20 protein-coding genes are annotated in these 23,497 nt (G+C 70.2%); 11 read left to right on the forward strand and 9 right to left on the reverse strand.

The genetic code is table 11. The features are described 5' to 3' along the window. Positions 1-16 precede the first annotated feature (16 nt). Complete coding sequence (locus tag Cco03nite_RS28010) at positions 17-847, reverse strand: M23 family metallopeptidase (RefSeq protein WP_203695334.1); 831 nt, start codon at positions 845-847, stop codon at positions 17-19. Between the two features lie 219 nt (positions 848-1,066). On the opposite strand from Cco03nite_RS28010, the gene Cco03nite_RS28015 reads away from it, so the two are divergent. Both Cco03nite_RS28015 and Cco03nite_RS28020 read left to right on the forward strand, forming a co-directional pair. Continuing rightward, complete coding sequence (locus Cco03nite_RS28015) at positions 1,067-2,134, forward strand: hypothetical protein (protein ID WP_203695336.1); 1,068 nt, start codon at positions 1,067-1,069, stop codon at positions 2,132-2,134. A gap of 205 nt (positions 2,135-2,339) precedes the next feature. Next, complete coding sequence (locus tag Cco03nite_RS28020) at positions 2,340-2,789, forward strand: nitroreductase/quinone reductase family protein (RefSeq protein WP_203695338.1); 450 nt, start codon at positions 2,340-2,342, stop codon at positions 2,787-2,789. A gap of 127 nt (positions 2,790-2,916) precedes the next feature. Here Cco03nite_RS28020 and Cco03nite_RS28025 read toward each other — a convergent pair whose 3' ends face one another. Both Cco03nite_RS28025 and Cco03nite_RS28030 read right to left on the reverse strand, forming a co-directional pair. Then, positions 2,917-3,309, reverse strand: coding sequence for a VOC family protein (locus Cco03nite_RS28025; RefSeq protein ID WP_203695340.1), 393 nt, complete (start codon positions 3,307-3,309; stop codon positions 2,917-2,919). Continuing rightward, on the reverse strand, positions 3,306-4,058 hold the full coding sequence (locus Cco03nite_RS28030) for an arsenate reductase/protein-tyrosine-phosphatase family protein (RefSeq protein ID WP_239167721.1): 753 nt from the start codon (positions 4,056-4,058) through the stop codon (positions 3,306-3,308). The genes Cco03nite_RS28025 and Cco03nite_RS28030 overlap by 4 nt, the downstream gene beginning before the upstream one ends. A 291-nt stretch (positions 4,059-4,349) precedes the next feature. Between Cco03nite_RS28030 and Cco03nite_RS28035 the strand changes: the two genes are divergently transcribed. After that, positions 4,350-6,182: a glycoside hydrolase family 3 protein gene (locus Cco03nite_RS28035; RefSeq protein ID WP_203695344.1), complete on the forward strand. Its 1,833-nt coding sequence runs from the start codon at positions 4,350-4,352 to the stop codon at positions 6,180-6,182. Positions 6,183-6,391: 209 nt separating this feature from the next. Here the strand turns inward: Cco03nite_RS28035 and Cco03nite_RS28040 are convergent, their stop codons facing one another. Then, positions 6,392-7,669: an MFS transporter gene (locus tag Cco03nite_RS28040; RefSeq protein ID WP_203695346.1), complete on the reverse strand. Its 1,278-nt coding sequence runs from the start codon at positions 7,667-7,669 to the stop codon at positions 6,392-6,394. Between the two features lie 119 nt (positions 7,670-7,788). On the opposite strand from Cco03nite_RS28040, the gene Cco03nite_RS28045 reads away from it, so the two are divergent. The 6 genes from Cco03nite_RS28045 (at position 7,789) to yicI (ending at position 15,347) form a co-directional block, all read left to right on the forward strand. Next, complete coding sequence (locus Cco03nite_RS28045; protein ID WP_203695348.1) at positions 7,789-8,268, forward strand: MarR family winged helix-turn-helix transcriptional regulator; 480 nt, start codon at positions 7,789-7,791, stop codon at positions 8,266-8,268. 405 nt (positions 8,269-8,673) lie between these two features. Then, the gene (locus Cco03nite_RS28050) at positions 8,674-9,747 is read left to right on the forward strand and encodes a LacI family DNA-binding transcriptional regulator (RefSeq protein ID WP_203695350.1); all 1,074 of its coding nucleotides are present in this window, start codon (positions 8,674-8,676) and stop codon (positions 9,745-9,747) included. Between the two features lie 157 nt (positions 9,748-9,904). Continuing rightward, positions 9,905-11,218 carry an ABC transporter substrate-binding protein gene (locus Cco03nite_RS28055; RefSeq protein WP_203695351.1) on the forward strand — a complete coding sequence of 438 codons (1,314 nt, stop codon included), beginning with the start codon at positions 9,905-9,907 and terminating at the stop codon, positions 11,216-11,218. A 58-nt stretch (positions 11,219-11,276) separates the two neighbouring features. Continuing rightward, complete coding sequence (locus Cco03nite_RS28060) at positions 11,277-12,248, forward strand: carbohydrate ABC transporter permease (RefSeq protein WP_203695353.1); 972 nt, start codon at positions 11,277-11,279, stop codon at positions 12,246-12,248. Position 12,249: 1 nt separating this feature from the next. Then, positions 12,250-13,128, forward strand: a complete 879-nt coding sequence (locus Cco03nite_RS28065) for a carbohydrate ABC transporter permease (RefSeq protein WP_203695355.1) — start codon at positions 12,250-12,252, stop codon at positions 13,126-13,128. Continuing rightward, positions 13,125-15,347, forward strand: coding sequence for an alpha-xylosidase (yicI, locus tag Cco03nite_RS28070; RefSeq protein WP_203695357.1), 2,223 nt, complete (start codon positions 13,125-13,127; stop codon positions 15,345-15,347). Before Cco03nite_RS28065 ends, yicI begins: the two co-directional genes overlap by 4 nt. Before the next feature lie 81 nt (positions 15,348-15,428). On the opposite strand, the gene Cco03nite_RS28075 is transcribed toward yicI, so the two are convergent. Further along, the gene (locus tag Cco03nite_RS28075) at positions 15,429-17,726 is read right to left on the reverse strand and encodes an MMPL family transporter (protein ID WP_203695359.1); all 2,298 of its coding nucleotides are present in this window, start codon (positions 17,724-17,726) and stop codon (positions 15,429-15,431) included. A 215-nt stretch (positions 17,727-17,941) separates the two neighbouring features. Between Cco03nite_RS28075 and Cco03nite_RS28080 the strand changes: the two genes are divergently transcribed. Continuing rightward, positions 17,942-18,502 carry a TetR/AcrR family transcriptional regulator gene (locus tag Cco03nite_RS28080; RefSeq protein ID WP_203695361.1) on the forward strand — a complete coding sequence of 187 codons (561 nt, stop codon included), beginning with the start codon at positions 17,942-17,944 and terminating at the stop codon, positions 18,500-18,502. A gap of 8 nt (positions 18,503-18,510) precedes the next feature. Here Cco03nite_RS28080 and Cco03nite_RS42940 read toward each other — a convergent pair whose 3' ends face one another. Further along, on the reverse strand, positions 18,511-19,155 hold the full coding sequence (locus Cco03nite_RS42940; RefSeq protein WP_275412081.1) for a TetR/AcrR family transcriptional regulator: 645 nt from the start codon (positions 19,153-19,155) through the stop codon (positions 18,511-18,513). A gap of 115 nt (positions 19,156-19,270) precedes the next feature. On the opposite strand from Cco03nite_RS42940, the gene Cco03nite_RS28090 reads away from it, so the two are divergent. Continuing rightward, positions 19,271-20,815 carry an MFS transporter gene (locus Cco03nite_RS28090; RefSeq protein ID WP_203695363.1) on the forward strand — a complete coding sequence of 515 codons (1,545 nt, stop codon included), beginning with the start codon at positions 19,271-19,273 and terminating at the stop codon, positions 20,813-20,815. 70 nt (positions 20,816-20,885) lie between these two features. Here the strand turns inward: Cco03nite_RS28090 and Cco03nite_RS28095 are convergent, their stop codons facing one another. The 3 genes from Cco03nite_RS28095 to Cco03nite_RS28105 form a co-directional block, all read right to left on the reverse strand. Beyond that, positions 20,886-21,122 carry a hypothetical protein gene (locus Cco03nite_RS28095; RefSeq protein WP_203695364.1) on the reverse strand — a complete coding sequence of 79 codons (237 nt, stop codon included), beginning with the start codon at positions 21,120-21,122 and terminating at the stop codon, positions 20,886-20,888. Positions 21,123-21,201: 79 nt separating this feature from the next. After that, complete coding sequence (locus Cco03nite_RS28100; protein ID WP_203695366.1) at positions 21,202-22,005, reverse strand: SDR family oxidoreductase; 804 nt, start codon at positions 22,003-22,005, stop codon at positions 21,202-21,204. A 46-nt stretch (positions 22,006-22,051) separates the two neighbouring features. After that, on the reverse strand, positions 22,052-23,494 hold the full coding sequence (locus Cco03nite_RS28105; protein WP_203695368.1) for a putative bifunctional diguanylate cyclase/phosphodiesterase: 1,443 nt from the start codon (positions 23,492-23,494) through the stop codon (positions 22,052-22,054). Positions 23,495-23,497: the final 3 nt, after the last annotated feature.

The raw sequence follows: 23,497 nt of genomic DNA on the forward strand, positions 1-23,497 counted from the left end.
GACGTGCCGGGTCAGCTCAACCGATGCCGTCGACCGCGGCCCGGAGCGCATTGATCGACGGATCCCAGGTGAAGTTGAGGACGGGTATGCCGGAAGCGGCGGCGTTGCTGTCGCCGCCGAGGACGACGGCCCGCGGCTTGTTGGTGCCCTGGGGGACTACCAGGTACCAGTTGCCTCGCACATTCGCGATGAACACTTCATCTACCTCCTGGTCGGGCGGGTTCGGGTTGGCGACGTCTCCGACGTGGTTCTCGAAATCGACCGTCGCGCCGAAATTCGTCGGACTGCCGGTGTTCAGCCACAGACTGGTGTGCACATGCGGTCCGACACCGGAGTCGCTGCCGTTGGCCGAGGCGCCGGAGTAGGCGATCGTCTGGCCTCGCGACACGCGTTGCCCGGTGGAGACGGTGATCCTCGACAGGTGCAGGTGCCGGGTGTAGTTGCCATCGTCGTGGGCCATGCCCACCACGCGCCCGGTCGCGGTGGAGGTGTCGGTCTTCACGAAACGGATCGTGCCGCTGGTGGCGGCCATGACGGGAGTGCCGGTCCCGACCGCGTAATCAGTGCCCGGCTCAGCCGAAGGCGGCGTCCGGTTCCGGTGGTCCTGCCAAGAACTCGAGATCCGGACACTTCCGCACGGCCGCTGATAGCTGCCCGCAGCCTGAGCGGAGCCGGGCAGCAACACAAAGGCGGCCGACACCCCGGACGCCGCCAACGCGGCGCCGGTGATGAATCCCCGTCTCGAAAGTCCCCGCAGGTAGGCGATGCCGCCGAGATCCTCGGGCCGCAGATCGCCGTGGCTGACCGTCTGGAAGGGGTCAGGGCGAGGCTCTTCACTGAGGATCATCAATGCAATTTAAGGCTGCTTCCGGTCAGGGGCAAGGGTTCCTCGGGGTTGTTCTCGGAAGCTCGCGAGTCACTCTCGTGAAGTAACGGCGGTGCGGTCGGCTGTGGCGCAACGTCTCATCAACGACAACGCCGCCCGCCGAACGGTGTCTTGTCCGCCACGGGCGAGGTCGACAGACTGACTGTCACGAGAACGTACACCCCTGTCTGGAGGCGTCCAGTGATCAGTCGGGTATGGATCGGGCTGGGTGCCGTCCTGCTCGCCGTGGTCGGCCTGTTGAGCGGCTGGCGGATCGACCAGAGCGGCGGCGACGCCGGGGTGCTCGCGGCCGTCGCGTTGCTGGCGCTGGCCGCCGGTTGCCTGCTGGCAGCCGGCGCCGGCGGGGAGGTCGTGGTCCGGGCGACCGGCGGCGCACTGTTCGTCGCCGGGCTCGCCGTAGTCGTCACGCACCACGAGCTGTGGTGGTGGCTGCCGATATCCTGGGTCACCCCGGTGTCGCTGGCCGCGCTGGTCGTCTCGCTGGTGGGCGTCGGCGTCCTGCTGCTGGCGTACGGCTTCCGCCTGGCGGGCCTCAGCGGCGCCCTCGGACTGCTCGCCCTGGTCTGCTTGGCACTCACGTTCCTGCCGTACCTCGGCAGTGAGGAGAAGTCGGTGCTCCGGGCGTTCGCGACGGCCCTCGGCTCGGTGGCTCTCGCCGCAGGCGTGGGTGCCGCCACCACCGGTCGGACGGCTGGCCGACGGCGCACGATGACCGCCGTCGCGGGCGTGCTCGGCGCTGCCGTCACCGTGTACGCGGGCTTCGACTCGTACCCGGTGTACGCGTCCGGTGGCCATCACGCCGCGGTGATCGGTGCGACGATCATCGGAGCAACGGCGTCGCTGGCCCTCGGCGCGGCCGTCTCGTGGCCGGACATCGTAGGCGGGCTGCGGTGGAAGGCGTCGAGTCCTGGCCGGACAGCCGGCCCGGACACCGCCGTCCCGCCGACGGCGGCGATACCCGAGCAGCTTCACGAGCCGTCGCCCCTGGCGTCGCCGGAGTCATCGCCTCAGGCACCGGCCGAACCGACGCAGCCGTATCCGCCTGCGGGGTCGGTGACCCCGCAGGCGGTGCCGAGTGTCGTCGTCATCGAGCCCTCAGTGACGACAGCGGCTTCTCCGGCGGCGGCGGAAGGCGCGCCGCGCCCGGCTGACCGGCTGCAGACCGCCTCGCTCGCGGTCGGCCTCGCGATCGGGCTCATCACGATCGCCAAGGAGCTGATCGCGGCATTCCTGGCCATCATCCAGTAGGGCTGCTCCGTTCGACGGTCGGTGGCAGCGCTTACCGGGCCAGTGGTGCCCGTTCCCCGCCTCCACCGCCCGGCGGTTCGGGTCAGCGGTCGGCATCGCCCTGGCCGGCAGCCTCGTCGCAGGCGCGGGCCCAGCGGGTATTGCCGACGTCGGTTACTGTCAATGTGTAAATAATGTTTGACATGACTGCCCGATCGGAGTTGCTATGGCGCGGGCAATGCTGCCGCCCCGGTGGGTCATCCACGCGGCCTGGCGGATCCACCGAGGCGTCTACCACCTCAGCGGTGGACGCCTGGGACTGTCCCGTCCGAAGCCGGGCGGCTGGGGCACCCTACGGCTGACCACCACCGGGCGCCGCAGTGGTCGCGAGCGCAGCGTGATGGTCGGCTACTACGAAGACGGCCCCAACCTCGTCACGATGGCCATGAACGGCTGGGGCGCAGCCGAACCCGCCTGGTGGCTCAACCTGCTCGCCGACCCGCAAGCGACGGCGGAACTCAACGGGGAGTTCCGCTACGTGACCGCACGGGCCGCGGTAGGCGCTGAAAGGCAGCGGCTCTGGGACCGTTGGCGCACCATCGACGCGAACCTGGATGAGTACGCCGCACGACGCCCCAGGCAAACCGCGGTCGTGGTGCTCGCACCGCGCAGCTGACGCTGATCGGTTCTCATCCGGTGACCGCGTAGTCGGCGAGGGTTGATGATTGCCGGCTTCCAGGGCGAGCCGACCGGCGGCGCCGCCGTGTGCGGTGTCCGCGTGGGAGTGGTGGAGGCCGGAGGGTTCACGGCTGGGCTGGTTGGAACAGTTCGACGGCGTTTCCGGCGGGGTCGTCGAACACGGTCTGGCGGCCGCCGGGCCCGGAGATGACCTCGTTGCGGAAGCGTACGCCGGCGGCGCGCAGGCGGGCGGATTCGGCGTCGATGTCGTCGACGACGAGGTGGATGCGGTTCCAGCCGCCGGGGTGCGGTGTTCGTCCGTCGGGCATGGGTCGCCCGGCTGAGCTCTTCGGCCCGGACAGCAGCAGGCGCAGGTTGCCGCGCCGGACGTCGGCGAACGCGGGCGGGAAGTGCGTGCCGAGGGTGAAGTCGAGGTGGGTGGTGTAGAAGTCGACGGCGGCCTGCACGTCGTCGACGAGGTAGCGGACGTGCACGGTCGGGTCGTCGTGGCTGCTCATGGTGCCTCCGGTGGCTGCGGTTGGGTCAGTGTGTGGATCAGGAAGCCGACGCGCTCGGCGAGTTCGGCGGCGACGCGTTCGAACGCGGGGTAGCCGTCGGGGTCGCGGGCCGGGTCGGGGATGCTCCAGTGGGCGGTGTGCCGGGCGGGCAGCTGCGGGCGGGTCTCTCGTATGCGGTCGCAGACGGTGATGACGTGGTCGAAGTGTGTGCCGGTGAATACGTCGAGGTGTTTGGGCTGCGCGGTGCTCATGTCGATGCCGTGGGCGGCCATGACCGCGATGGCGTGGGGTTGGACGGGTTTGGGTTGGCTGCCCGCGCTGAACACGGTGACGGAACCGCTCGTGCGGTGGCGTAGCAGCGCCTCGGCCATCTGCGAGCGGGAGCTGTTGCCGGTGCACAGGAACAGCACCTGTCCGGACGCCGTGACGGTCGGCGTCGTCGGCGGGGTCAGGCCGAGTGCGGGGTGTAGCGCGCCGCCGGTGGCGGTCAGATGTGTCGCGCACCGGGCCAGGTCCAGGCGGTAGTAGGTGTCGCGGCCGTCGGCGCTGCTGCGGCGGCCGGTGACGAGGCCGGCTGCGCGCAGTTGCGCGAGGTGGTAGGAGACCAGGTTCTGCGGCTGGTGGAGCAGCGTCGTCAGTTCCTGTACCCGCCGGTCGCCGGCGGCGAGTTCGGTCAGCAGCTGCCAGCGCAGCGGATGGCCGGCCACCCGCAGAAACGCGGGTGTCTGTGTCCGAGCAGGCAGCGCCACCACTCCAGCAGATTACATCAAATTGGCTTGATGCAACCGGGAGTCGGCGGTGCGCGTCGGCCGCATCGAGGCCGTGCGAGGAGACGGGGGACCGCGGCATGGGCCGCCGCTCGCCCGCAACGACACAGTGACGCGGTCACCGCGCTGGACGCTCTTGCATACAGCGTCATACGTCGATGCATGCCGCCGGGCCTCCGGCGGCAGCGCCCGACACGCACCACCGAACGAAGCGACACCCGAACAGGACAGCCCCTCGCAAGCCACAGACTCCTCCCGTCCCAGGAGCGTGCCATGGACACCGACGTCCGCCACCGGATCTCCGCAATCCTGCTCGCCGTGGCCCTGAGCGCCGTGCTCGTGCCCCCGCCGCCGGTCTCGGCGGCCGTCCTGCCCTACCAGGATCCGTCCCTACCCGTCGCCACCCGGGTCAACGACCTGATGTCACGGATGACCCTCGACGAGAAGCTGGGCCAGATGACCCAGGCCGAACGAGGCTCGGTCACCGCCGCCGACATCACCACCTACCGGCTGGGCTCCATCCTGTCCGGCGGCGGCTCAGCCCCCACCCCCAACACCGCGACGAGCTGGGCCGACATGTACGACGGCTTCCAAAACGCGGCCCTGGCCACCCCGCTGGCCATCCCCATGATCTACGGCGTCGACGCCGTGCACGGGCACAACAACGTCGTCGGCGCGACGATCTTCCCGCACAACATCGGACTCGGCGCGACCGGTGACCCCGCGCTGATCCAGCAGATCGGCCGAGCCGTAGCCGAAGAGGTGTCCGGCACCGGCATCGATTGGAACTTCGCGCCGTGCCTCTGCGTGGCTCGCAACGACCGTTGGGGCCGCACCTACGAATCCTTCGGCGAAACACCCGACATCGCCTCGTCGATGACCGCCGCCATCACCGGCCTGCAAGGCGGCACCCTCGGCGGACCCGCGTCCGTGCTCGCCACCGCCAAGCACTACCTGGGCGACGGCGGCACCACCGGCGGCGACGACCAGGGCGACACCCAGCTCGGCGAAGCGCAGCTGCGCGCGATCCACCTGCCTCCGTTCCAGGCGGCCGTACAGCGCGGAGTCGGCTCGGTGATGGTCTCCTACAGCAGCTGGAACGGCGTCAAACTGCATGGCCACCAGTACCTGATCACCACCCTGCTCAAAGGCGAGCTCGGCTTCACCGGGTTCGTCGTCTCCGACTGGAACGGCATCGACCAGATCGACGGGCGGTCCGGGTTCACCGCCGGCGAGGTCAGCGCCGCCATCAACGCCGGCATCGACATGGTCATGGTGCCCACCGCGTGGAAGACGTTCCTGACCAGCCTGCGCGCAGAAGTACAGAACGGTCACATAACCACCAGCCGCGTCGACGACGCCAACCGGCGCATCCTGACCAAGAAGTTCGAGCTCGGCCTGTTCGAACGTCCCCTGACCGACCGCGCGTACACCCCGACCGTCGGCATCGCCGCCCACCGGGCGCTGGCACGCCAAGCCGTCGCGCGCTCGCAGGTCCTGCTCAAGAACGCCGGCGGGGTGCTGCCCCTGGCCCGCGACGGCGGCAAGATCTTCGTCGCGGGCAAGAACGCCGACGACATCGGCCACCAGTCCGGCGGCTGGACCATCTCGTGGCAGGGCGGCTCCGGCAACATCACCCCGGGCACGACGATCCTGCAGGGCATCCGTGCCGCCGTCGGCCCCACCACCACCGTCACTTACCACCAGCGCGGCACCGGCATCGACGGCACGTACCGGGCCGCGATCGCCGTGGTGGGGGAGACCCCGTACGCCGAAGGTCAGGGCGACCGCACCGGCAGCATGAGCCTGGACCGCGACGACCTGCGCGCCATCGACACCCTGCGCAAAGCCGGCGTGCCCGTCATCGTGGTGCTGGTATCGGGCCGCCCCCTGGACATCGCCGCGAACCTGCCGGCATGGAACGCGCTGCTGGCAGCCTGGCTGCCGGGCACCGAAGGCGGGGGCGTCGCCGACGTGCTCTTCGGCGCCGTTCCGCCGACCGGCAAGACGCCGATGACCTGGATGAACTCGGTGAGCCAGCAGCCGATCAACGCCGGCGACGGGCAGACGCCGCTGTTCGCGCAGGGCTTCGGCCTGACGTACTGAACATTCCGCGGGAGCCGCCCGTCGAGCGCGCGCTGTCGAGCCCATGTCGATGACGGCGACCGGCCCCTGGCGGGCGGGCTCTGTATGGAGGTCAGCGCCAGGCCACCGATGGCGCGAGGCCCCGTGTCGTCCGTGCGCCGTCAGCACGGAGCACGGACGACACGGGCTACGTCCGGTCGGAGAACCGGCCGGGCGGAGCCGCCGTCGGCTCAGCCGGGGGTCTGGACCCGATTCAGGGTGCGGATCGGCCGGGCGGCCAACAGGGCTGTCGCGGTGAACAGGGCGACCACGACGCCCACCAGGAGCACGCCGTCGGTGCCGAACGCCGCGACTGCCGGGCCTGCCAACGCGCTGCCGATCGGGTACATGCCGACCGAACCGGCGACCTCGTAGGCGTGGACGCGGTTGAGCACCTCGCCTGGCACCTGGGTCTGCACGCTGGTCGCCCACATGACACCCCAGACGCCGATCCCCGCTCCCACGGCGACCTGGGCGGCGGCCAGCAGCCACACGGGCCAGCCGAGCACGATGCCCAGCGGGTAGAGCGGGTAGGCCAGCATCGCCACTGCTCCGGCGGCCAGTGGACGGGCGGGCTTGTAGCGGATCGCGAGCAGGCCGCCGACGACGGTGCCCGCGCCGAGGGCGGCGTTGAGCAGCCCGAAGGCGGTTGCGCCGTGTTCGGGCACGATGACCCCGGCGGCCACCGACAGCTGCGGTCCCCAGGACAGCACCGCGAAGAACATCCAGATCACGATCACGCCCCACAGCCAGCTGCGGGAGCGGAACTCCTGCCAGCCGACGGCCAGGTTTCGCCACAGGCTCTGCCCGGTGGGCGGGGCGGGCACGGTCGCGAGGCGCAGCGCGAGCAGGCATACCGCGCTGGTGCCGTAGGCGAGAGCGGAGACGATCATGACCCAGCCGGTGGCTCCGAACCCGACGAAGACACCGGCCAGTGCCGGGCCGCCCAGCCCGGTGAGCGCTTCGGAGGTGCGTAGCACCCCGTTGGCCCCCTGGACGTCGCGGGCGACCAGCGGGACGGTCGAGGCCGCACCGGGCTGGAACAGCGCGTTGGCGGTTCCGGCCACCGTGAGCAGCGCGTACAGCTGCCATAGGTGATCGATGCCGTAGAAGAACAGCAGGGCGAGAAGCACGTGCGCGGCGAGGTTGGCCAGATCGGCGACGATCATCATCCGCCGGGCCGTGAACCGGTCGGCTAGCACCCCGCCGAACAGGACCAGCCCTGCGAACGGGCCGACCAGGAAGGCCATCGCGTATCCGGCTGTGTCCAGGCCGTATCCGCCGGCGAGCAGGCCCGCGGCGACCGCGACCGGCAGCATGGCCCAACTGAGCAGGCCGGCGCTGCGGGCGGTGAAGTAGTGCCGGAAGTTGCGGGACCAGATCGCGGGTCCTGGGGAGGTGGCTGCGGCGGTCGGGGGTGGGGAGTCTGTGCTCTGAGGCGGCGCGGCGAGAGTGTCGTTGTGGCTCACGCCGACAGACACTATGTGCACATGCACTTAATGAGAAAGAACTAAATGACTCAGAACTTTATGTAGCCGAACCTAGTGCTTGTGCACCTAGTGCAAGCACATGTGCTAACCTCGCCGCCATGCAGACCGCCGGCAGCCGGGCAGACCAAGCCCTCGTCGACCAGTGGCGAGAGCTCACCAACCGCAGGGCCCGCGTCGGCAACGCCCTGGAGCAAGCCCTCGAGCAGCAGCACGGCCTGAGCTGCCAGGAATTCGAGGTCCTCGACCAGCTCGCGGAATGCTCCCCGGACGACAAGCCGCGCGTTCAGGACATCGCCGACGTCGTGCCGATCACTCAGAGCGCCTTGTCGCGCCTGATGAGCCGCCTCGAAAAGCAGGGCCTCATCGAACGGCGACTCTGCGAGGTAGACCGCAGGGGCATCAACGTGTTCCTGACCGACGCGGGCCGCGCCCGACACGCCCAGGCCCGCCCGACCTACTGCCAGGTGCTGGCCCGCCGGCTCGTCCTGAGCGACACCGCTGAGGCTTCCGATCTCCCGCTCGGGCTCGGCAGCCTGCTCGGCACGCGTAGGAAAGTCGCGCAGCCGGAGAGCAGTTGAACGTGATGATGGCGGCGAACGAGGGCGGCTTCGGCGGAGCCGGCTCGTAGATCCCGACTCCACACGACTTCCGCTCGCCGTGACCTGGATCACATGGCGGCCTCTGCGTCGCGCCGTCGGGTTCAAGTCGAGGCTCCGTGTCCGGGCTTGTTCGATCGTGGTGAGTTTCGGCGGTTCAAGGGCCTGCCGTCCACATCCTGGGGCGTGTCCGGCATCGAAGGAAGCCGCTGAGCAGGGGCGTCGAGCGGTGAACCGGCGGCACCCTGCGGATTTCTTTGCGACATCAACTGTTGACGGCGTCGTAACACGCGACCTATCGTTCGTCGAAACGGTTAGTCGAAGCGTTTCGACGAAGCGTTTCGACACCGGTTCGACGTGGTTCCGCTGCGGGTCAAGGAGGTGCGCATGGCCACCATGCATGACGTCGCGCGCCGGGCCCGCGTGTCGGTCAGCACCGTGTCGTACGTGCTCACCGGCACCCGCCCGATCTCCGAGGCCACCCGGACCAGGGTGCTCGAGGCCATGGCCGAGCTCGGCTACCAGCCCAACGCGATGGCCCGCGGCCTGGCCTCCCGGCGCAGCCGGATCGTCGGCCTGCTGATGCCCATGGACGAGCGCGGGCTCGGCGCCACCGAGACCGCGTTCGTGACCGGGGCGGCGGCCGCCGCCAGCGCCGCCGGCTACCACCTGGTGCTCTCGCCGGTCGGCGCGGCGGACCCCGACGTCGTGCGCCGGCTGGCGACCCAGGGCATGTTCGACGGGGTCGTGCTGATGGAGGTGCAGGTCGACGACGGACGCGTCGCCGCGCTCCAGGAGGCCGGCCTGCCGCTGGTGCTGATCGGCCGCACCGGCGACACCACTGGCCTGTCATACGTCGACATCGACTTCGAGCAGACCGTGCACGAGGCCGTCGACCACCTGGTCGGGCTCGGCCACCGCCGGATCGTCTACGTGAACCACTCGGCGAGCGCCATCGCGGCCGGTTACGGTCCGGCGGTGCGTACCCGTGACGCGTTCGTCGCGGCGATGGCGCGGCATCGGCTGGAGCCGGTGATGATCGCTTCCGAGGACAGTGCCGCCGGTGGCAGGGCGGCACTGAGCGCCGCCGTCGCGCAGGTCCCTGACCTCACCGCCGTGCTGGCCATGAACGAGAGCGCGATCTTCGGCATACTCGGCGAGCTGGCCGTCCGGGGTCGGGCTGTGCCCGGTGACGTCTCGGTCGTGTCGATGGTGACCTCGCCGCAGGTGGCCGAGCTGGTTCATCCCGCGCTGACCGCGCTGACCTCGCCGGGCGCGGCGCTGGGCCGGATCGCGATGGAGGCGCTGCTGCGCCAGCTGGAGGGCGCGGCCGGACAGAACCACCAGCAGCTGCTGCCGTGCGTCCTGGAGATCCGAGGATCGACCGGCCCGGCTGCCCCACCCGTCGGCGGCGCCGGCGGTGGTGCCGAACCGGCCGGCGCGGATCCGCCGGACAGATGACAGGCAACGGCCCGTCCTCGCGCTGCAACGCGATGACAGGCCAAAACGGCCCGCCGCCGCGCTGCAACGCGATGACGGGCCAAAACGACCCGCCGCCGCGCTGCAACGCGACGACGGGTCTGTAAGTACCGGCTGGATACTCATCAGGAGGATAGCAATGACGCGATTCCGCAAGCTGGGCGTGGCTGTCGTGACGGCGGCACTGGCCGCCGGCACGCTGGCCGCGTGCGGTGGCGACGGCGACGGCGGCGACGGCGACGGCGGTGACGCCAAGACCCTGAAGCTCTGGCACTACGAGAGCGCGAACAGCGCGATGGGGATCGCCTGGGACAGGGCGATCCAGATCTTCAAGGACGAGCACCCGGGCGTCGAGGTCCAGTTCGAGCGCAAGGCGTTCGAGCAGATCCAGCAGAACGCCGGCATGATCATCAACTCGTCCGAGGGTCCGGACATCATGGAGTACAACAAGGGCAACGCCACCGCGGGCCTGCTGTCCTCCCAGGGCCTGCTGAGCGACCTGACCGAGGAGACCACCAAGCGCGGTTGGGACAAGAAGCTCAGCCCCAGCCTGCAGACCACCGCCCGTTACAGCGACAAGGGCGTGATGGGCGAGGGCAACTGGTATGGCGTGCCCAACTACGGCGAATACGTCATGGTCTACTACAACAAGGACCTGTTCACCAAGTACGGCGTCGCGGTGCCGACCACCTACGACGAGTTCACCAAGGCGATGGACGCGTTCGTCGCCAAGGGCGTCACGCCGCTGGCCGAGGCCGGCGCCGAGTACCCGGCCGGGCAGCTGTTCTACCAGCTGGCGCTCGCCAAGGCCGACCGGAAGTTCGTCGACGACTACCAGCTCTACAAGAACCCGGTCGACTTCAAGGCCGACCCGCTGAAGTCCGGCGCGCAGGCCTTCGCGGACTTCGTCGCCAAGGGCTACGTGGCCAAGACGTCGGCGAGCCTGAAGGCCGAGGACATGGGCACCGCGTTCATCTCCGGCAAGGCCCCGATGATCGTCTCCGGCAGCTGGTGGTACGGCCGCTTCAAGAACGAGATCAAGTTCAACTGGGACTCGTTCCTGTTCCCGGGCAACAAGTTCCACGCCGGCTCGTCGGGCAACCTGTGGGTCGTGCCCACCACCAGCAAGGCCAAGGGTCTGGCGTACGACTTCATCGACATCACCCTGCGCCCGGAGATCCAGGCGCTGATCGGCAACAACGGCGGTGTCCCCGTGGCCGCCGACGCGTCGCAGATCACCGACCCGAAGAACCAGAAGCTGATCGAGAACTTCAACACGATCAGCCAGCAGGACGGCCTGGCCTTCTACCCCGACTGGCCGGTCCCCGGCTACTACGACGTGCTGGTCTCCGGGTTCCAGAGCCTGATCAACGGCTCGAAGACGCCCGACCAGGTGCTCGACACGATCGCCAAGCCGTACGGCGAGGGCGTCAAGGAGATCACCGGTAAGTGAGACGGCGAGGGCCGGGCGCGCCTCGGTGCGCCCGGCACCCCTCCGGGAAGGATCTCCCATGGCACTCACCGAGACCCCGGCCGTCCCGCGACGGCCCGCCACCCGCCCCGAATCCGCCCGGCCGCGGCGCAAGCCCCGAGACGGCCGCGTCGGATACTGGCTCTACCTGCTGCCCGGCGCGGTTCTGTTCCTGCTCGTCATCGGCGTTCCGCTGGGCGGCACCCTGTACCTGTCGCTGACCAAGTGGTCCGGCGTCGGCGACCCGACCTTCATCGGCTTCGACAACTACACGCGCCTGTTCCAGGACGAGGTGTTCTGGACGTCGTTCAAGAACACCGTCGCGATGATCGTCGCGATGGTCGTCGTGCCGACACTGCTCGGGCTGCTGCTGGCCGCGGTGCTGTTCGACGTCATCGGCCGCCGGTTCCGGCCGCGGACCGCCGCCGCCCTGCGCGCCGCGTTCTACCTGCCGCAGGTGCTGCCCGTCGTGGTCGCCGGCATCGTGTGGGGCTGGATCCTGCGCCCCGACGGCGCGTTCAACAGCCTGCTCGACGTCATCGGGCTCGGCGCGCTGCGCCACGACTGGCTCGGCGACCCGGACACCGCCCTGCCCACCGTCATGGCGGTCATGATCTGGGTGCAGATCGGCTACCCGATCGTGGTGTTCATGGCCGCGCTGCAGCGCGTCGACCCCGAACTGTACGAGGCCGCCGAGGTCGACGGCGCCAACTGGTGGCACCGCTTCCGGTCCATCACCCTGCCGCAGATCCGCCCGGAGACCTTCGTGGTCGCCCTGACCTGCACCATCGCCGCGCTGAAGGTGTTCGGTCCGGTGTTCGCGCTGACCCGCGGCGGCCCCGAGAACGCGACCAACGTGCCCTCGTACTTCGCGTACTACACGTTCTTCAAGAAGCTCCAGGTCGGCTACGGCTCCGCGATCTCCACCGTGCTCACCCTGATCATCATCGTGGTGGCCGCGCTGTTCATCTGGCTGCAGTACCGCGGCGAGCGCCAGAACCGGGAGGTCTGACATGGCCGTCACGCTGGTAACGGACCGGGCCCCGCGCCGCAAGGTCGGCGACCGCCACCACCGCGGCGCGAGCCGCTGGATCGTGCTCGCCCTGGTCACCCTGGCCGCCCTGGCCATGCTGGTGCCGTTCGTGTTCATGCTGCTCAACGCGTTCAAGTCGCCCGGCGACTACTCGTCGTCCGGTCCGCTGAGCTGGCCGAGCGAGTTCTACACCAAGGGACTCACGACCTACTGGACCGAGGTCGACTTCCCGCTGAAGTTCTGGAACTCCCTGCTCATCTCCGGCTCGGTCGCGGTGCTCGCGGTGGCGGTGTCGCTGTTCAACGCGTACGCGCTGGGCATCGGCAAGGTCAAGGGACGGCTCTGGATCGTCGGGCTGTTCCTGCTGGCCAACATGATGCCGCAGGAGGCGCTGATCTACCCGCTGTACTACGCGGCCAAGCAGATCGGCCTCTACAACACCCAGCTCTCGGTGATCATCATCTTCACGGTCGTCCAGAGCGCGTTCGGCACCTACCTGCTCGCCTCCGTCCTCGGCACCTTCCCCCGCTCCGTGCTCGAAGCCGCGGCGCTGGACGGCGCGGGCAAGTGGACGGTGCTGCGGCGGGTCGTGTTCCCCAACGTGCGGCCGACCCTCGCGGTGCTGCTGATCTTCTTCTTCATCTGGACCTGGAACGAGTTCCTGATCCCGCTGGTCATGCTCATCGACAACAGCACGCAGACCATCCCGGTCGCGCTGGCCTCGTTGCAGGGCGACCGGCTGATGGACGCCCCGACCACCAACGCGGGCGCGCTGATCAGCCTGGTGCCGGCAGTCCTCTTCTTCATCATCTTCCAGCGCACCCTTTCGCGCGGCATCACAGCAGGAGCCGAGAAGTGAAGTTCACCGACGGATACTGGCAGCTGCGACCCGGGGTCAGCGTGCTGCGCCCCGGCACGGTCGAGTCGGTCGAACTCGACGAGCGCGGGTTCACCGTCTACGCCCCCACCGGCCAGATCGCCAAACGCGGCGACACCCTCAACCGGCCGATGGTCACGGTGCGGTTCTTCTCACCCGCCGACGGCGTCGTCGGCGTCACCATCGCCCACCACCTCGGCGGCCTGCCCAAGACGCCCCGGTTCGCGCTGGCCGCAGGCGACGACCACCCGGTCACCGTCGACGTCACCGGCCTGTCCGCCACGCTCACCACCGGTGCGCTGACCGCCCGGGTCGCGCTGGTCGACGGGTGGCGGGTCGACTTCCTGCACGGCGACCGGGTCCTCACCTCGTCGACCGAGCGCAGCATCGGCCTGGTCACCGACCCCGAGGGCCGCGCGCACGTGCACGACCGGCTCGGCCTCGGCGTCGGCGAGACCGTCTACGGGCTGGGGGAGCGGTTCGGCGCGTTCGTCAAGAACGGCCAGACCGTCGACATCTGGAACGCCGACGGCGGCACCGCCAGCGAGCAGGCGTACAAGAACGTCCCGTTCTACCTCAGCAGCGCCGGCTACGGCGTGTTCGTCGACCACCCGGAGCACGTCTCGTTCGAGATCGGGTCGGAGGTGGTGTCGCAGGCCCAGTTCAGCGTCGAGGGCCAGACCCTGACCTACTACCTCGTCGACGGCCCCACCCCCAAAGACGTGCTGCGCCGCTACACCGCGCTGACCGGCCGCCCGGCCAAGGTCCCCGCCTGGTCCTACGGGCTCTGGCTGTCGACGTCGTTCACCACGTCGTACGACGAGAAGACCGTCACCGAGTTCATCGACGGGATGGCCGAGCGGGACCTGCCCCTGTCGGTGTTCCACTTCGACTGCTTCTGGATGCGGCAGTTCCACTGGGTCGACTTCATCTGGGACCCGGCGACCTTCCCCGACCCGGAGGGCATGCTGCGCCGGCTGCACGAGCGCGGCCTGAAGGTGTGCGTCTGGATCAACCCGTACATCGCGCAGCGCTCCTACCTGTTCGAGGAAGGCCGCGCCAACGGCTACCTGGTCCGCCGGCCGGACGGCTCGGTCTGGCAGTGGGACAAGTGGCAGGCCGGCATGGCGCTGGTCGACTTCACCAACCCCGACGCGCTCGCCTGGTACACCGGCAAGCTCAAGACCCTGCTCGACATGGGCGTGGACAGCTTCAAGACCGACTTCGGCGAGCGCATCCCGACCGACGTGGTCTGGCACGACGGCTCCGACCCGCAGCGGATGCACAACTACTACGCCCACCTGTACAACAAGGCGGTCTTCGAGCTGCTCGAAACCGAGCGCGGCGAGGGCGAGGCAGTGCTCTTCGCCCGGTCGGCCACCGCCGGTGGCCAGCAGCTGCCGGTGCACTGGGGCGGCGACTGCGAGTCGACGTTCACCGCGATGGCCGAGTCGCTGCGCGGCGGGCTGTCGCTGGCGGCGTCCGGGTTCGGCTACTGGAGCCACGACATCGGCGGCTTCGAGGGCACCCCGGACGCCGCGGTGTTCAAGCGGTGGATCGCCTTCGGGCTGCTGTCGTCGCACTCGCGGCTGCACGGGTCCGGCTCGTACCGGGTCCCGTGGGCGTTCGACAGCGAGGCCGTGGACGTGCTGCGGCACTTCACCAAGCTCAAGCTGAGCCTCATGCCGTACCTGGCCTCGGTCGCCGAGCAGGCCCACCGCGAGGGCCTGCCGATGATGCGCCCGATGGTGCTGGAGTTCCCCGACGACCCGACCGCGGCCTACCTGGACCGGCAGTACATGCTCGGACCCGACGTCCTGGTGGCGCCGGTGATGAGCGCCGACGGCGAGGTGACGTTCTACGTGCCGGCCGGCGCCTGGACCCACCTGGTGACCGGTGCACAGCTCACCGGGCCGGCCTGGGTGACCGAGAAGCACGAGTTCGACAGCGTGCCCGTGCTCGCGCGGCCCGGCGCGGTGATCGCGTTCGGTGAGCGCGACGACCGGCCGGACTACGAGTGGGCCGACGGGGTGCGGCTGCGGCTGTACGCCCCGGCGGAGGGTCAGCGCACCCGGGTGCGGGTCCCGTCGCCCGGCGGCGGGCCCGGCGCCGAGTTCGACGTGCGCTTCGACGGTGGACAGGTCACCGCGGAGCTGGTCGCGGGATCGTCTGCGGGCTACCGGTGCGAGGTGGGGCCGTGACGGAGCATGTGTTCTCGGATGGCACGGCGACACCGGCGACGTGACCCGCGCTCGGGTCGGGCTTCACCCGCTTGAGCGCGTTCACACTCCGATCAGTTCCCGCTCAGGCGCCGGCTCGGCGCTCGCGGCGCACCGGCAACCGCATCCGCAGCAGGCGGCGGGCTCCCCGGCCGGCACGGTCGGGAGCTGCTCGCGGGGCGGTGCCTGCGTGGCCGGCTGTGCACCGGCCAGGCGGTGGGCGAGCTGCTCGCCTTCGACGTCGATGTTCGGCAGGAGCCGGTCGAGCCAGGCGGGCAGCCACCACGCGGCCTTGCCCAGCAGCGACATGACGGCGGGCACGATCGTCATGCGGACCAGGAACGCGTCGACGGCGACGCCGACGGCCAGGGCGAAGCCCAGCGATTTGACGATGGTGTCGTCGGTGAGGATGAACCCGGCGAACACCGAGATCATGATGAGGGCGGCGGCCGTGACGACGCGGGCGCCGTGGCGGGTGCCGGTGACGATCGCCTCGTCGGGGGTGGCGCCGTGGACGTACTCCTCGCGGGTGCGGGTGACGAGGAAGACCTCGTAGTCCATGGCGAGGCCGAACAGCACGCCGATGAGGAAGATCGGCATGACGCTGATGATCGGCCCGGTGGACTCGACGCCGAACAGGTCGGCCAGCCAGCCCCATTGGAACACCGCCACCAGGGCTCCGAACGCGGCCGCGACGCTGATGAGGAATCCGAGGGTCGCCTTCAGGGGCACCAGCACGCTCCGGAAAACGAGCATGAGCAGCACGAACGCCAGTCCGACGACGATCGCGAGGTAGGGGCCGAGGGCTGCGGTGAGTTTGTCGGACACGTCGATGTTGAGGGCGGTGGCACCGGTGACGGACAGGTCCGCGCCGGTGGACGCGGCGATGGCGGGGGAGTGGGCGCGGATCGCGGCGACGAGGTCCTTGGTCGCTTTCGTGCCGGGTCCGCTCTGCGGGATGACGGTGAGCATGGCCGTGTCGCGGGCGGGGTTGATCGTCGGTGGGGTGACGATGACGACGTCGGGCAGCTTCGATACGGCTTGCTGCGCTTGTCCGGCGGCGGTGCCGACGTCGCCGAGGTTGTCTTCGACGACCAGCAGCAGCGGTCCGTTGAACCCTGCGCCGAAGCCGGCGCTGAGCTGGTCGTATGCGCGGCGTTGGGTCGAGTCGGCGGCGGCGGTGCTGTCGTCGGGCAGGGCGAGGTTCAGGTCGAGGGCCGGGATCGCCATGACCCCCGCCAGGCCCAGTGCGATGAGCAGGGCCGGGACGCGGTGGCGGAGCACGCCGCGGGCCCAGCGTCCGCCCATGGGCATCGTGTCGGGGGAGCGGTGCAGGCCGATGCCCTTGCGGTGGTCCTTGGTGAGGATCCTGGCTCCGGCGAAGCCGAGCAGCGCCGGCACCAGGCTGAGGGTGATCGCGACGGCGATCGCCACCGTGCCCGCGGCGGCCACGCCCATCGCGGTGAGGAACGGGATGCCGGTCACCGACAGGGCGACCAGGGCGATGATCACGGTGAGGCCGGCGAACACGACCGCCGACCCGGCGGTGCCGACGGCACGTCCGGCGGCCTGTTCGGGGTCGTGGCCGTCGGCGAGCTCGTGGCGGAACCGGGAGACGACGAACAGGGCGTAGTCGATGGCCACGGCCAGGCCGAGCATGGTCGCCAGGGCGGAGGTCGAGGTCGACAGGTCGAAGAAGCCGGTGGCGATCTGGATGCCGGCCATGCCGAAGCCGACGCCCAGCAGCGCGGTCAGCAGCGGAAGGCCGGCGGCGACGAGCGAACTGAACGTGATGAGCAGGATGAACGCGGCGACGGCGATGCCGATGGCTTCGGCGGCGCCGCCCTCGGACTGCTGCTGGGTCGCTGTGCCGCCGAACTCGACCCCGATGCCGGCCTGCTCGGCGGTGCGTCCGGCGGCGTACAGGGCCTGCCGGTCGGCGTCGGTCAGGTCGCCGGGGGCCACCGAGTAGGTCACCGGGGCGAACGCGGTGCGCTGGTCGCGGGAGACGGTCTGGCTCTGGAACGGGTCGCCGACCTGTACGACGTGGGGCGCGGCCCGCAGCGCCGACACCGCCTCGCCGATCGCAGCCAGCTGGGCCGGGCCGGTCAGCGGCGCGTCGTCGCGGGCGGTGAACACGACCTGGGCGGCCGCGTCGTCGGCGCCGACGCCCAGCTTGTCCCGCAGCACGGACAGGGCCTGCGAGGACTCGGTGCCGGGGATGCTGAAGGCGTTGCTGGTGGGCCCGGACAGGGTCGCCGCGCCGAAGCCCATGGCGGCGAGCAGCACCAGCCACAGGGCGGTGACCAGGCCGCGGCGGCGGAAGGAGAACCGGCCCAGCCGGTAGAGCAGCGTTGCCATGATCAGTTCCTTGCGCGCGTTGCAGCGGGCGGCAGCGGGGGTGCGCCGACCGGTTGACCAGGAACGATAGAAGCTGACTAAGCCGACCGGCTAAGATTTGCTTAGCTGAGAGGTGTATGCCACATTCTCGTGTCGGCTGGCCGTCGACGTCGCATACTCGCAGCTCAAGGCCCAGCGGCGGCCGTCAGCCGAGATCCGAGGAGGCCGATCCCCTGATGAGTGCTGCGCCGCGCCGCCGACGTACCGGCCGCGACCAGCTACTGGCCGTCGCGCTTGAGCTGTTCGCCCGTGACGGTATCCAGGCGACCTCGCTGCAGGGCATCGCCGACGAGGCGGGGGTCACCAAGGCCGGGCTCTACTACCACTACAAGACCAAGGACGAGATCGTCCTGGACGTGCTCAAGCCGCTGCTGGACGCGCTGCCGGCCGTGACGCGCCGGGCCGAGGCGCATCGCACCCGGATCGCGCGCGTCGACGAGGTCCTCGGCGGGCTGATCGAGATCGCGCTGTACGAGCACTCCGGCTTCGCCGTGCTGATGCAGGACCCCTACCTCACCCGGCTGCTCAGCGAGCAGGCGTCCATGCGCCAGTGGTGGGACGACACCACCGCGCTGATTCTGGGATCCGACCCGGATCCGCAGATCCGGATCGGCCTGGTCATGTTCATCAATGGTCTGGCCGGAGCCAGCCGCGACCCGGCGATGGCACATCTGGACGACCGCGATCGCCGCCAGTCGCTGCTCGAATGCGGACGGCGCCTGTTGCGGCAGGACTGACGCCGGCGCTACGGGCGGCCGTCGCCTTCGATGTCGTCCTGGCGGCGTGGTCCGTTGTGCAGCACGCCGTGGACGAGGTCGCGCAGCGGTTCTATGAGGTCCTGTTCGGTCGCGCGGGTGAGGGGCTGCAGGCCGGAGGCGCGGAGCAGGGTGGTGCCGATGGCGGCGGCGAGGACAAGCTGGGCACGCAGCATGAGCTGGTCGGGGTCGGGCAGGTCGGGCTGCCGGCCCGCGGTGGCGGCGAGCCGCTCGGCGAAGCGGCGCAGGACGTCCAGCCGCATCTGCTCGGTGCGTTCGTCGCCGGAGGAGCGCAGCAGCAGGAGCAGCACCTGGTTCGGTCCGCCCTCGGCAGTGGTGCCGGCGACCTGGTGCGCGATGGCGGTCGGCACATCGCTGCGCGGCACGTCGCCCGCGGCGCGGGCCAGTTCGTCGACGGCGTATCCGAGGCAGGCCTCGAACAGGCCCTCCTTGGAGTCGAAGTAGCGGTTGATCAGGGCGACGTTGACGCCTGCCTCGTCGGCGATGTCGCGGACGGTGGTGGCGGCGTACCCGTCGCGGGCGAAGCGGCGCCGTGCCACCTCCAGCAGCAGCCCGCGTGTCCTGGCCGCGTCCCGGCGCCGCTGGCCGGTGTCGCTGTCGGTGCCCATGGTCATCCGCCTCCTCGCGACCAGGGTAGCTGCTGCCCGATGTGATGTAAACAACTGTTGACTTGGCTTCCGTGACGCGGCTAGCTTCCAAGTAATCAATTGTTTACTTCGGTGGGATCCCATGGAACACGTAGTCAAGACCGTCGGCGGGCCCAGCCCCGTCCGCACCCCCGCCGACACCCCGGCGGCCGCACCCGAACCAGCCGCCCGCAGCGGTCGCCACGCCAACAGCGCCCTGGTGGTCCTCTTCCTGTCCCTGGGCGGCCTGGCCTTCGCGGTGCTGCAGTCACTGGTCGCCCCAGCCCTGCCGATCATCGCCCAGGACCTGCACAGCTCCACCGGCGACATCAGCTGGGTACTCACGGCCTACCTGCTGTCGGCGTCGGTGCTGACCCCGATCCTCGGCCGCCTCGGCGACATGGTCGGCAAACGCAAGATGATGCTGGTCGTGCTGGTCCTGCTCGCGGCGGGAACGCTGCTCGCCGCGCTGGCCACGACCCTGCCCGTGCTGATCGCGGCGCGGGCGCTGCAAGGCGCGGCCGGCGCGATCATGCCGCTGTCCATCGGGATCGTCCGCGACGAGCTGCCGCGCGAGAAGGTCAGCGTCACCGTCGGCCTGCTCTCGGCCATCTTCGGCATCGGCGCAGGCCTCGGCATCGTCCTGGCCGGCCCGATCGTCGAACACCTGTCCTGGCAGTGGCTGTTCTGGTTCCCCCTCATGCTGATCGGCGTCGCACTGGTCGGCGTGCTGTTCGGCGTACCGGAATCGCCGCTGCGCGCCCCGGGCCGGCTCGACGTGCTCGGCGCGGCCATCCTGTCGGTGTCGCTGGTGTCACTGCTGCTGGCCATCAGCAAGGGCCGCGAATGGGGCTGGGACACCACCAGGACCATCACCCTGCTGGCCGTCGGCGTGCTCGCGCTCATCGCATTCGTCCTGGTCGAGCTGCGGGTACGCGAACCGCTCATCAACATGCGCCTGCTGGCGGTGCGGGGCGTGTGGGCCACGAACCTGGTCGGCCTGGCGTTCGGGTTCGCCATGTTCGGCACGTTCCTGCTCATCCCGATGCTGCTCGAACTGCCCACCGCCACCGGTTACGGCTTCGGCAAGACCGTCTCCCAGGCGGGCCTGTTCCTGATGCCGACCACCCTGATGATGCTCGTGTTCGGCCCCCTGTCCGGCGTGCTGAACCGCCGCCACGGTCCCAAGCTGCCGCTGTTCCTCGGCGCCGCCCTGGTCACCGCGGCATACGCGCTGCCCGCGGTGGTCCACGACCAGCTGTGGCACCTGGTCGCCTCCGGCGTGCTCACCGGCGCCGGCATGGGCCTGGCTTTCGCGGCCATGTCCAACGCCATCATCGCCTCGGTCCCCGCCACCCACACCGGCGAGGCGACCAGCGTCAACAGCATCGTGCGCACCATCGGTGGCAGCATCGGCACCGCCGTGGTCGCCGCCGTGATCGCGGGCAACACCACGCCCCGCGGCCTACCCACCGACCAGGCGTTCACCTCCGGGTTCTGGGTGTGCGCAGGCGTCGCGGCACTCGCAGTCGTCGCGTCGCTGATCCTGCCCTCGGCCCGCAGCCGCCGCGCCGGGCAGGTCGCCGCAGGGGCGGACGCCGCGCCGGGCGAGGTCGCCGAGCGGCTGACCTCCGCCGGCGTCAGGTAGGCCGGTCACCCGGCCGCCGCCCGTCCGGGCGGCGGCCGGGTGCCTCACGGGCCAGGCTGTGGCGCGCGCATCAGGCGTAGATGAACCAGTAGCCCGAGGGGTAGGTGCTGCCACTGGGATACCAGACGCACTGGAGCGGCCCGGTCCAGCCGTAGTTCTGGATGCCGTAGTTGCCGATCCGGACACACTCCGAGTAGTCGTAGACGACGCCGCGAAGGCTGGGTGTCGCGTGCGCGGGCGTGGCCCCGACGAACACGGTGGCGCCGACCAGGACCGTCGCCGCGATCGCCATCTTGACTCTGCGCATCTTCCCTCCATCGATGAAGCGGTTAAGCAAAGCATAGATAGTCGGCGATGAATTTGTATGCCCTGTCCCGGCAGTTGGGTCAGCCACGTCCATGCGGCGCGAGTGGCGTCAACCTCGGCGGCCCTGACTGCTGATTCGTCGCATGGCCGGCCAGCCAGCCCGTGAGGTCGGTGCCGCCCAGGCGCCACGGCCGGGCGGGCACGAGCGTCGTGTCGTCCACCGAGGCACCGTGGAAGTAGGCGGCCGGGGCGGTCACGACGTCGCGGCTGTCGTGGCGCGCCGCCAGCAGCGTACGGACGAGGTCGTCCTGGCGCAGCCGGTCCGGCCCCGCGATGTCGACGCGCCCGCCGAAGGGCTCGGCCTCGGCGACGTCGGCGAGCACGGCGGCGGCGTCCTCCGCGGCCATCGGCTGCATGAGCACCGGTGACAGGCGCAGTGGACGGTGGTCGTCGCAGGTGGCTGTGGTGTCGTCGACGGACTCGAAGGTCTGGGTGGCGCGCACGACGGTGTAGGGCACCAGGCCGTGTTCGACGAGCTTCTCCTGGGCGGCCTTGGCGCGCATGTAGCCGCTGGCGGGCATGCGGTCGGCGCCGACGATCGACAGCACCACGTGATGGCGCACCCTCGCCGCCACCGCCGCGGACACCATGTTGCGGGTGGAGGTCTGGAAGAAGTCCATCGCCGCGTGCGCCGCGAACGAGGGCGTGTCGGTGACGTCGACGACGACGTCGGCGCGGCTGACCGTGTCGGCCAGGCCGTTGCCGGCGACGGTGTCGACGCCGGTGCTGGGTGAGGCCGGCACCACGTGGTGGCCGCGGAGCCGCAGCAGCCGGGCCAGGCGTGCGCCGATCCGGCCCGTACCACCGAAAATGACGATCTTCATCGCTTTCCCTTTCCTGCTCGCGAGTGCTCGCTGCGACGCGGTGCGGTCAGCTCACGACCGGTGTGGCCGCGGCTCGCAGGCGGGCGTCGACGGCTTGTGGCGCCTGCGGCCTGCCGTACCGGAATCCTTGGATGAGGTCGCAGCCCAGGCGACGCACGGTGTCGGCCTGCTCCGGCGTCTCCACGCCTTCGGCGATCACGCCGAGGCCGAGCCCGTGCGCCAGACGCACGATCGTGTCGACCATCGCGGCGTCGACCCGTCCGGTGTCGCCGGCGAACGGGGTGACGAACTGCCGCGCGAGCTTGAGGGTGTGCACTGGCAGCGAGCGCAGGTTGGCCAGGTTCGCGTAGCCGGTGCCGAAGTCGTCGATCGCGACCCGCACCCCGAGACCGGCCAGGGTCCGGATGGTCTCGGTCACCTGCCCGGACGTGGACAGCATGCTGCTCTCGGTGATCTCCAGCTGAAGCAGCTCCGGGTCGATGCCGCAGTGCGACAGCAGGTCGGCGACGTCACCGGCGAACTGCGGGTCGTCGGCCTGCGACGGTGCGACGTTGACGCTCATCACCAGCCGGTGCCCGGGATTTCGGGCCTGCCACTGCTGCGCCTGTGCGCAGGCGGTACGCAGCACGAACCGTCCCACTTCGTTGATCAGGCCGGTCTGTTCGGCGACGGGGACGAACTCCGCCGGCCCGAGCACGCCGCGTCGCGGATGCCGCCAACGCACCAGCGCCTCGACGCCGTACAGGTCACCGGTGCCGGCCTCGACGATCGGCTGGTACTCCAGGAACAGCTCGCCGCGTTGCAGGGCCAGCGGCAGCTGCCGGGCGATCTCGTGGCGGGCCAGGCGGTGGGCGTGCTCGTCGGGGTCGAACAGGCGGCGCTGGTCGTGGCCCGCGGCCCGGGCCAGCAGGAGCGCGGACTCGGCGGCACTGAGCAGATCGCCGACGGCGGAACCGGCCGGCGGCGGGGTTGCCATGCCGATGCACGCCGTGACGCTGACCTGCTGCCCGCCCAGCTCCAGCGGCCGGCGTACCGCCTGCTGGATGGCCTCGGCGACCCGGGTGATGTCGGTGACGTGCGCCGAAGCCGACACCAGGACGGTGAACTGGTCACTGCCGGTACGGGCGACCAGGCAGCCCTCGCACAGCACGGCCGACAGCCGCTGCGCGATCGTCTGCAGCAGCCGGTCCCCGGCGTCGTAGCCGTGCGTCTGGTTGATCGCGGTGAAACCGTCGAGGTCCAGGTGGCACAGGCCCACCGGGCGCTGCGCCGCAGTGGCGGACGTCGCGGCGCACAGGGCGTGCTTGAGCATGATGCGGTTGGGCAGTCCGGTGAGCTGGTCGTACATGGTGTGCTGGCGGGACGGCTGCGCAGGCGTGTGCCGCCCGAAGGACCCGGGCGCAACGAAGCCGTCGCCGTCGCCCGCAGCGGAGGCATACTCCGCCGCGTGGCCTACGGTGCGGTCGATAGCGATCTTCGGCAAGCTCATTTC

Source organism: Catellatospora coxensis (genome assembly GCF_016862635.1).
Lineage (GTDB): Bacteria > Actinomycetota > Actinomycetes > Mycobacteriales > Micromonosporaceae > Catellatospora > Catellatospora coxensis.

What these genes read in the sequence shown, in the direction of transcription:
- Cco03nite_RS28010 (WP_203695334.1), bottom strand. Translation starts at nt 847, where the DNA reads ATGATCCTCAGTGAAGAGCCTCGCCCTGACCCCTTCCAGACGGTCAGC.
- Cco03nite_RS28080 (WP_203695361.1), top strand. Translation starts at nt 17,942, where the DNA reads ATGAGTGCTGCGCCGCGCCGCCGACGTACCGGCCGCGACCAGCTACTG.
- Cco03nite_RS28075 (WP_203695359.1), bottom strand. Translation starts at nt 17,726, where the DNA reads ATGGCAACGCTGCTCTACCGGCTGGGCCGGTTCTCCTTCCGCCGCCGC.
- Cco03nite_RS42940 (WP_275412081.1), bottom strand. Translation starts at nt 19,155, where the DNA reads ATGACCATGGGCACCGACAGCGACACCGGCCAGCGGCGCCGGGACGCG.
- Cco03nite_RS28090 (WP_203695363.1), top strand. Translation starts at nt 19,271, where the DNA reads ATGGAACACGTAGTCAAGACCGTCGGCGGGCCCAGCCCCGTCCGCACC.
- Cco03nite_RS28020 (WP_203695338.1), top strand. Translation starts at nt 2,340, where the DNA reads ATGGCGCGGGCAATGCTGCCGCCCCGGTGGGTCATCCACGCGGCCTGG.
- Cco03nite_RS28050 (WP_203695350.1), top strand. Translation starts at nt 8,674, where the DNA reads ATGGCCACCATGCATGACGTCGCGCGCCGGGCCCGCGTGTCGGTCAGC.
- Cco03nite_RS28045 (WP_203695348.1), top strand. Translation starts at nt 7,789, where the DNA reads ATGCAGACCGCCGGCAGCCGGGCAGACCAAGCCCTCGTCGACCAGTGG.
- Cco03nite_RS28105 (WP_203695368.1), bottom strand. Translation starts at nt 23,494, where the DNA reads ATGAGCTTGCCGAAGATCGCTATCGACCGCACCGTAGGCCACGCGGCG.
- Cco03nite_RS28055 (WP_203695351.1), top strand. Translation starts at nt 9,905, where the DNA reads ATGACGCGATTCCGCAAGCTGGGCGTGGCTGTCGTGACGGCGGCACTG.
- Cco03nite_RS28100 (WP_203695366.1), bottom strand. Translation starts at nt 22,005, where the DNA reads ATGAAGATCGTCATTTTCGGTGGTACGGGCCGGATCGGCGCACGCCTG.
- Cco03nite_RS28095 (WP_203695364.1), bottom strand. Translation starts at nt 21,122, where the DNA reads ATGCGCAGAGTCAAGATGGCGATCGCGGCGACGGTCCTGGTCGGCGCC.
- Cco03nite_RS28035 (WP_203695344.1), top strand. Translation starts at nt 4,350, where the DNA reads ATGGACACCGACGTCCGCCACCGGATCTCCGCAATCCTGCTCGCCGTG.
- Cco03nite_RS28060 (WP_203695353.1), top strand. Translation starts at nt 11,277, where the DNA reads ATGGCACTCACCGAGACCCCGGCCGTCCCGCGACGGCCCGCCACCCGC.
- Cco03nite_RS28065 (WP_203695355.1), top strand. Translation starts at nt 12,250, where the DNA reads ATGGCCGTCACGCTGGTAACGGACCGGGCCCCGCGCCGCAAGGTCGGC.
- Cco03nite_RS28025 (WP_203695340.1), bottom strand. Translation starts at nt 3,309, where the DNA reads ATGAGCAGCCACGACGACCCGACCGTGCACGTCCGCTACCTCGTCGAC.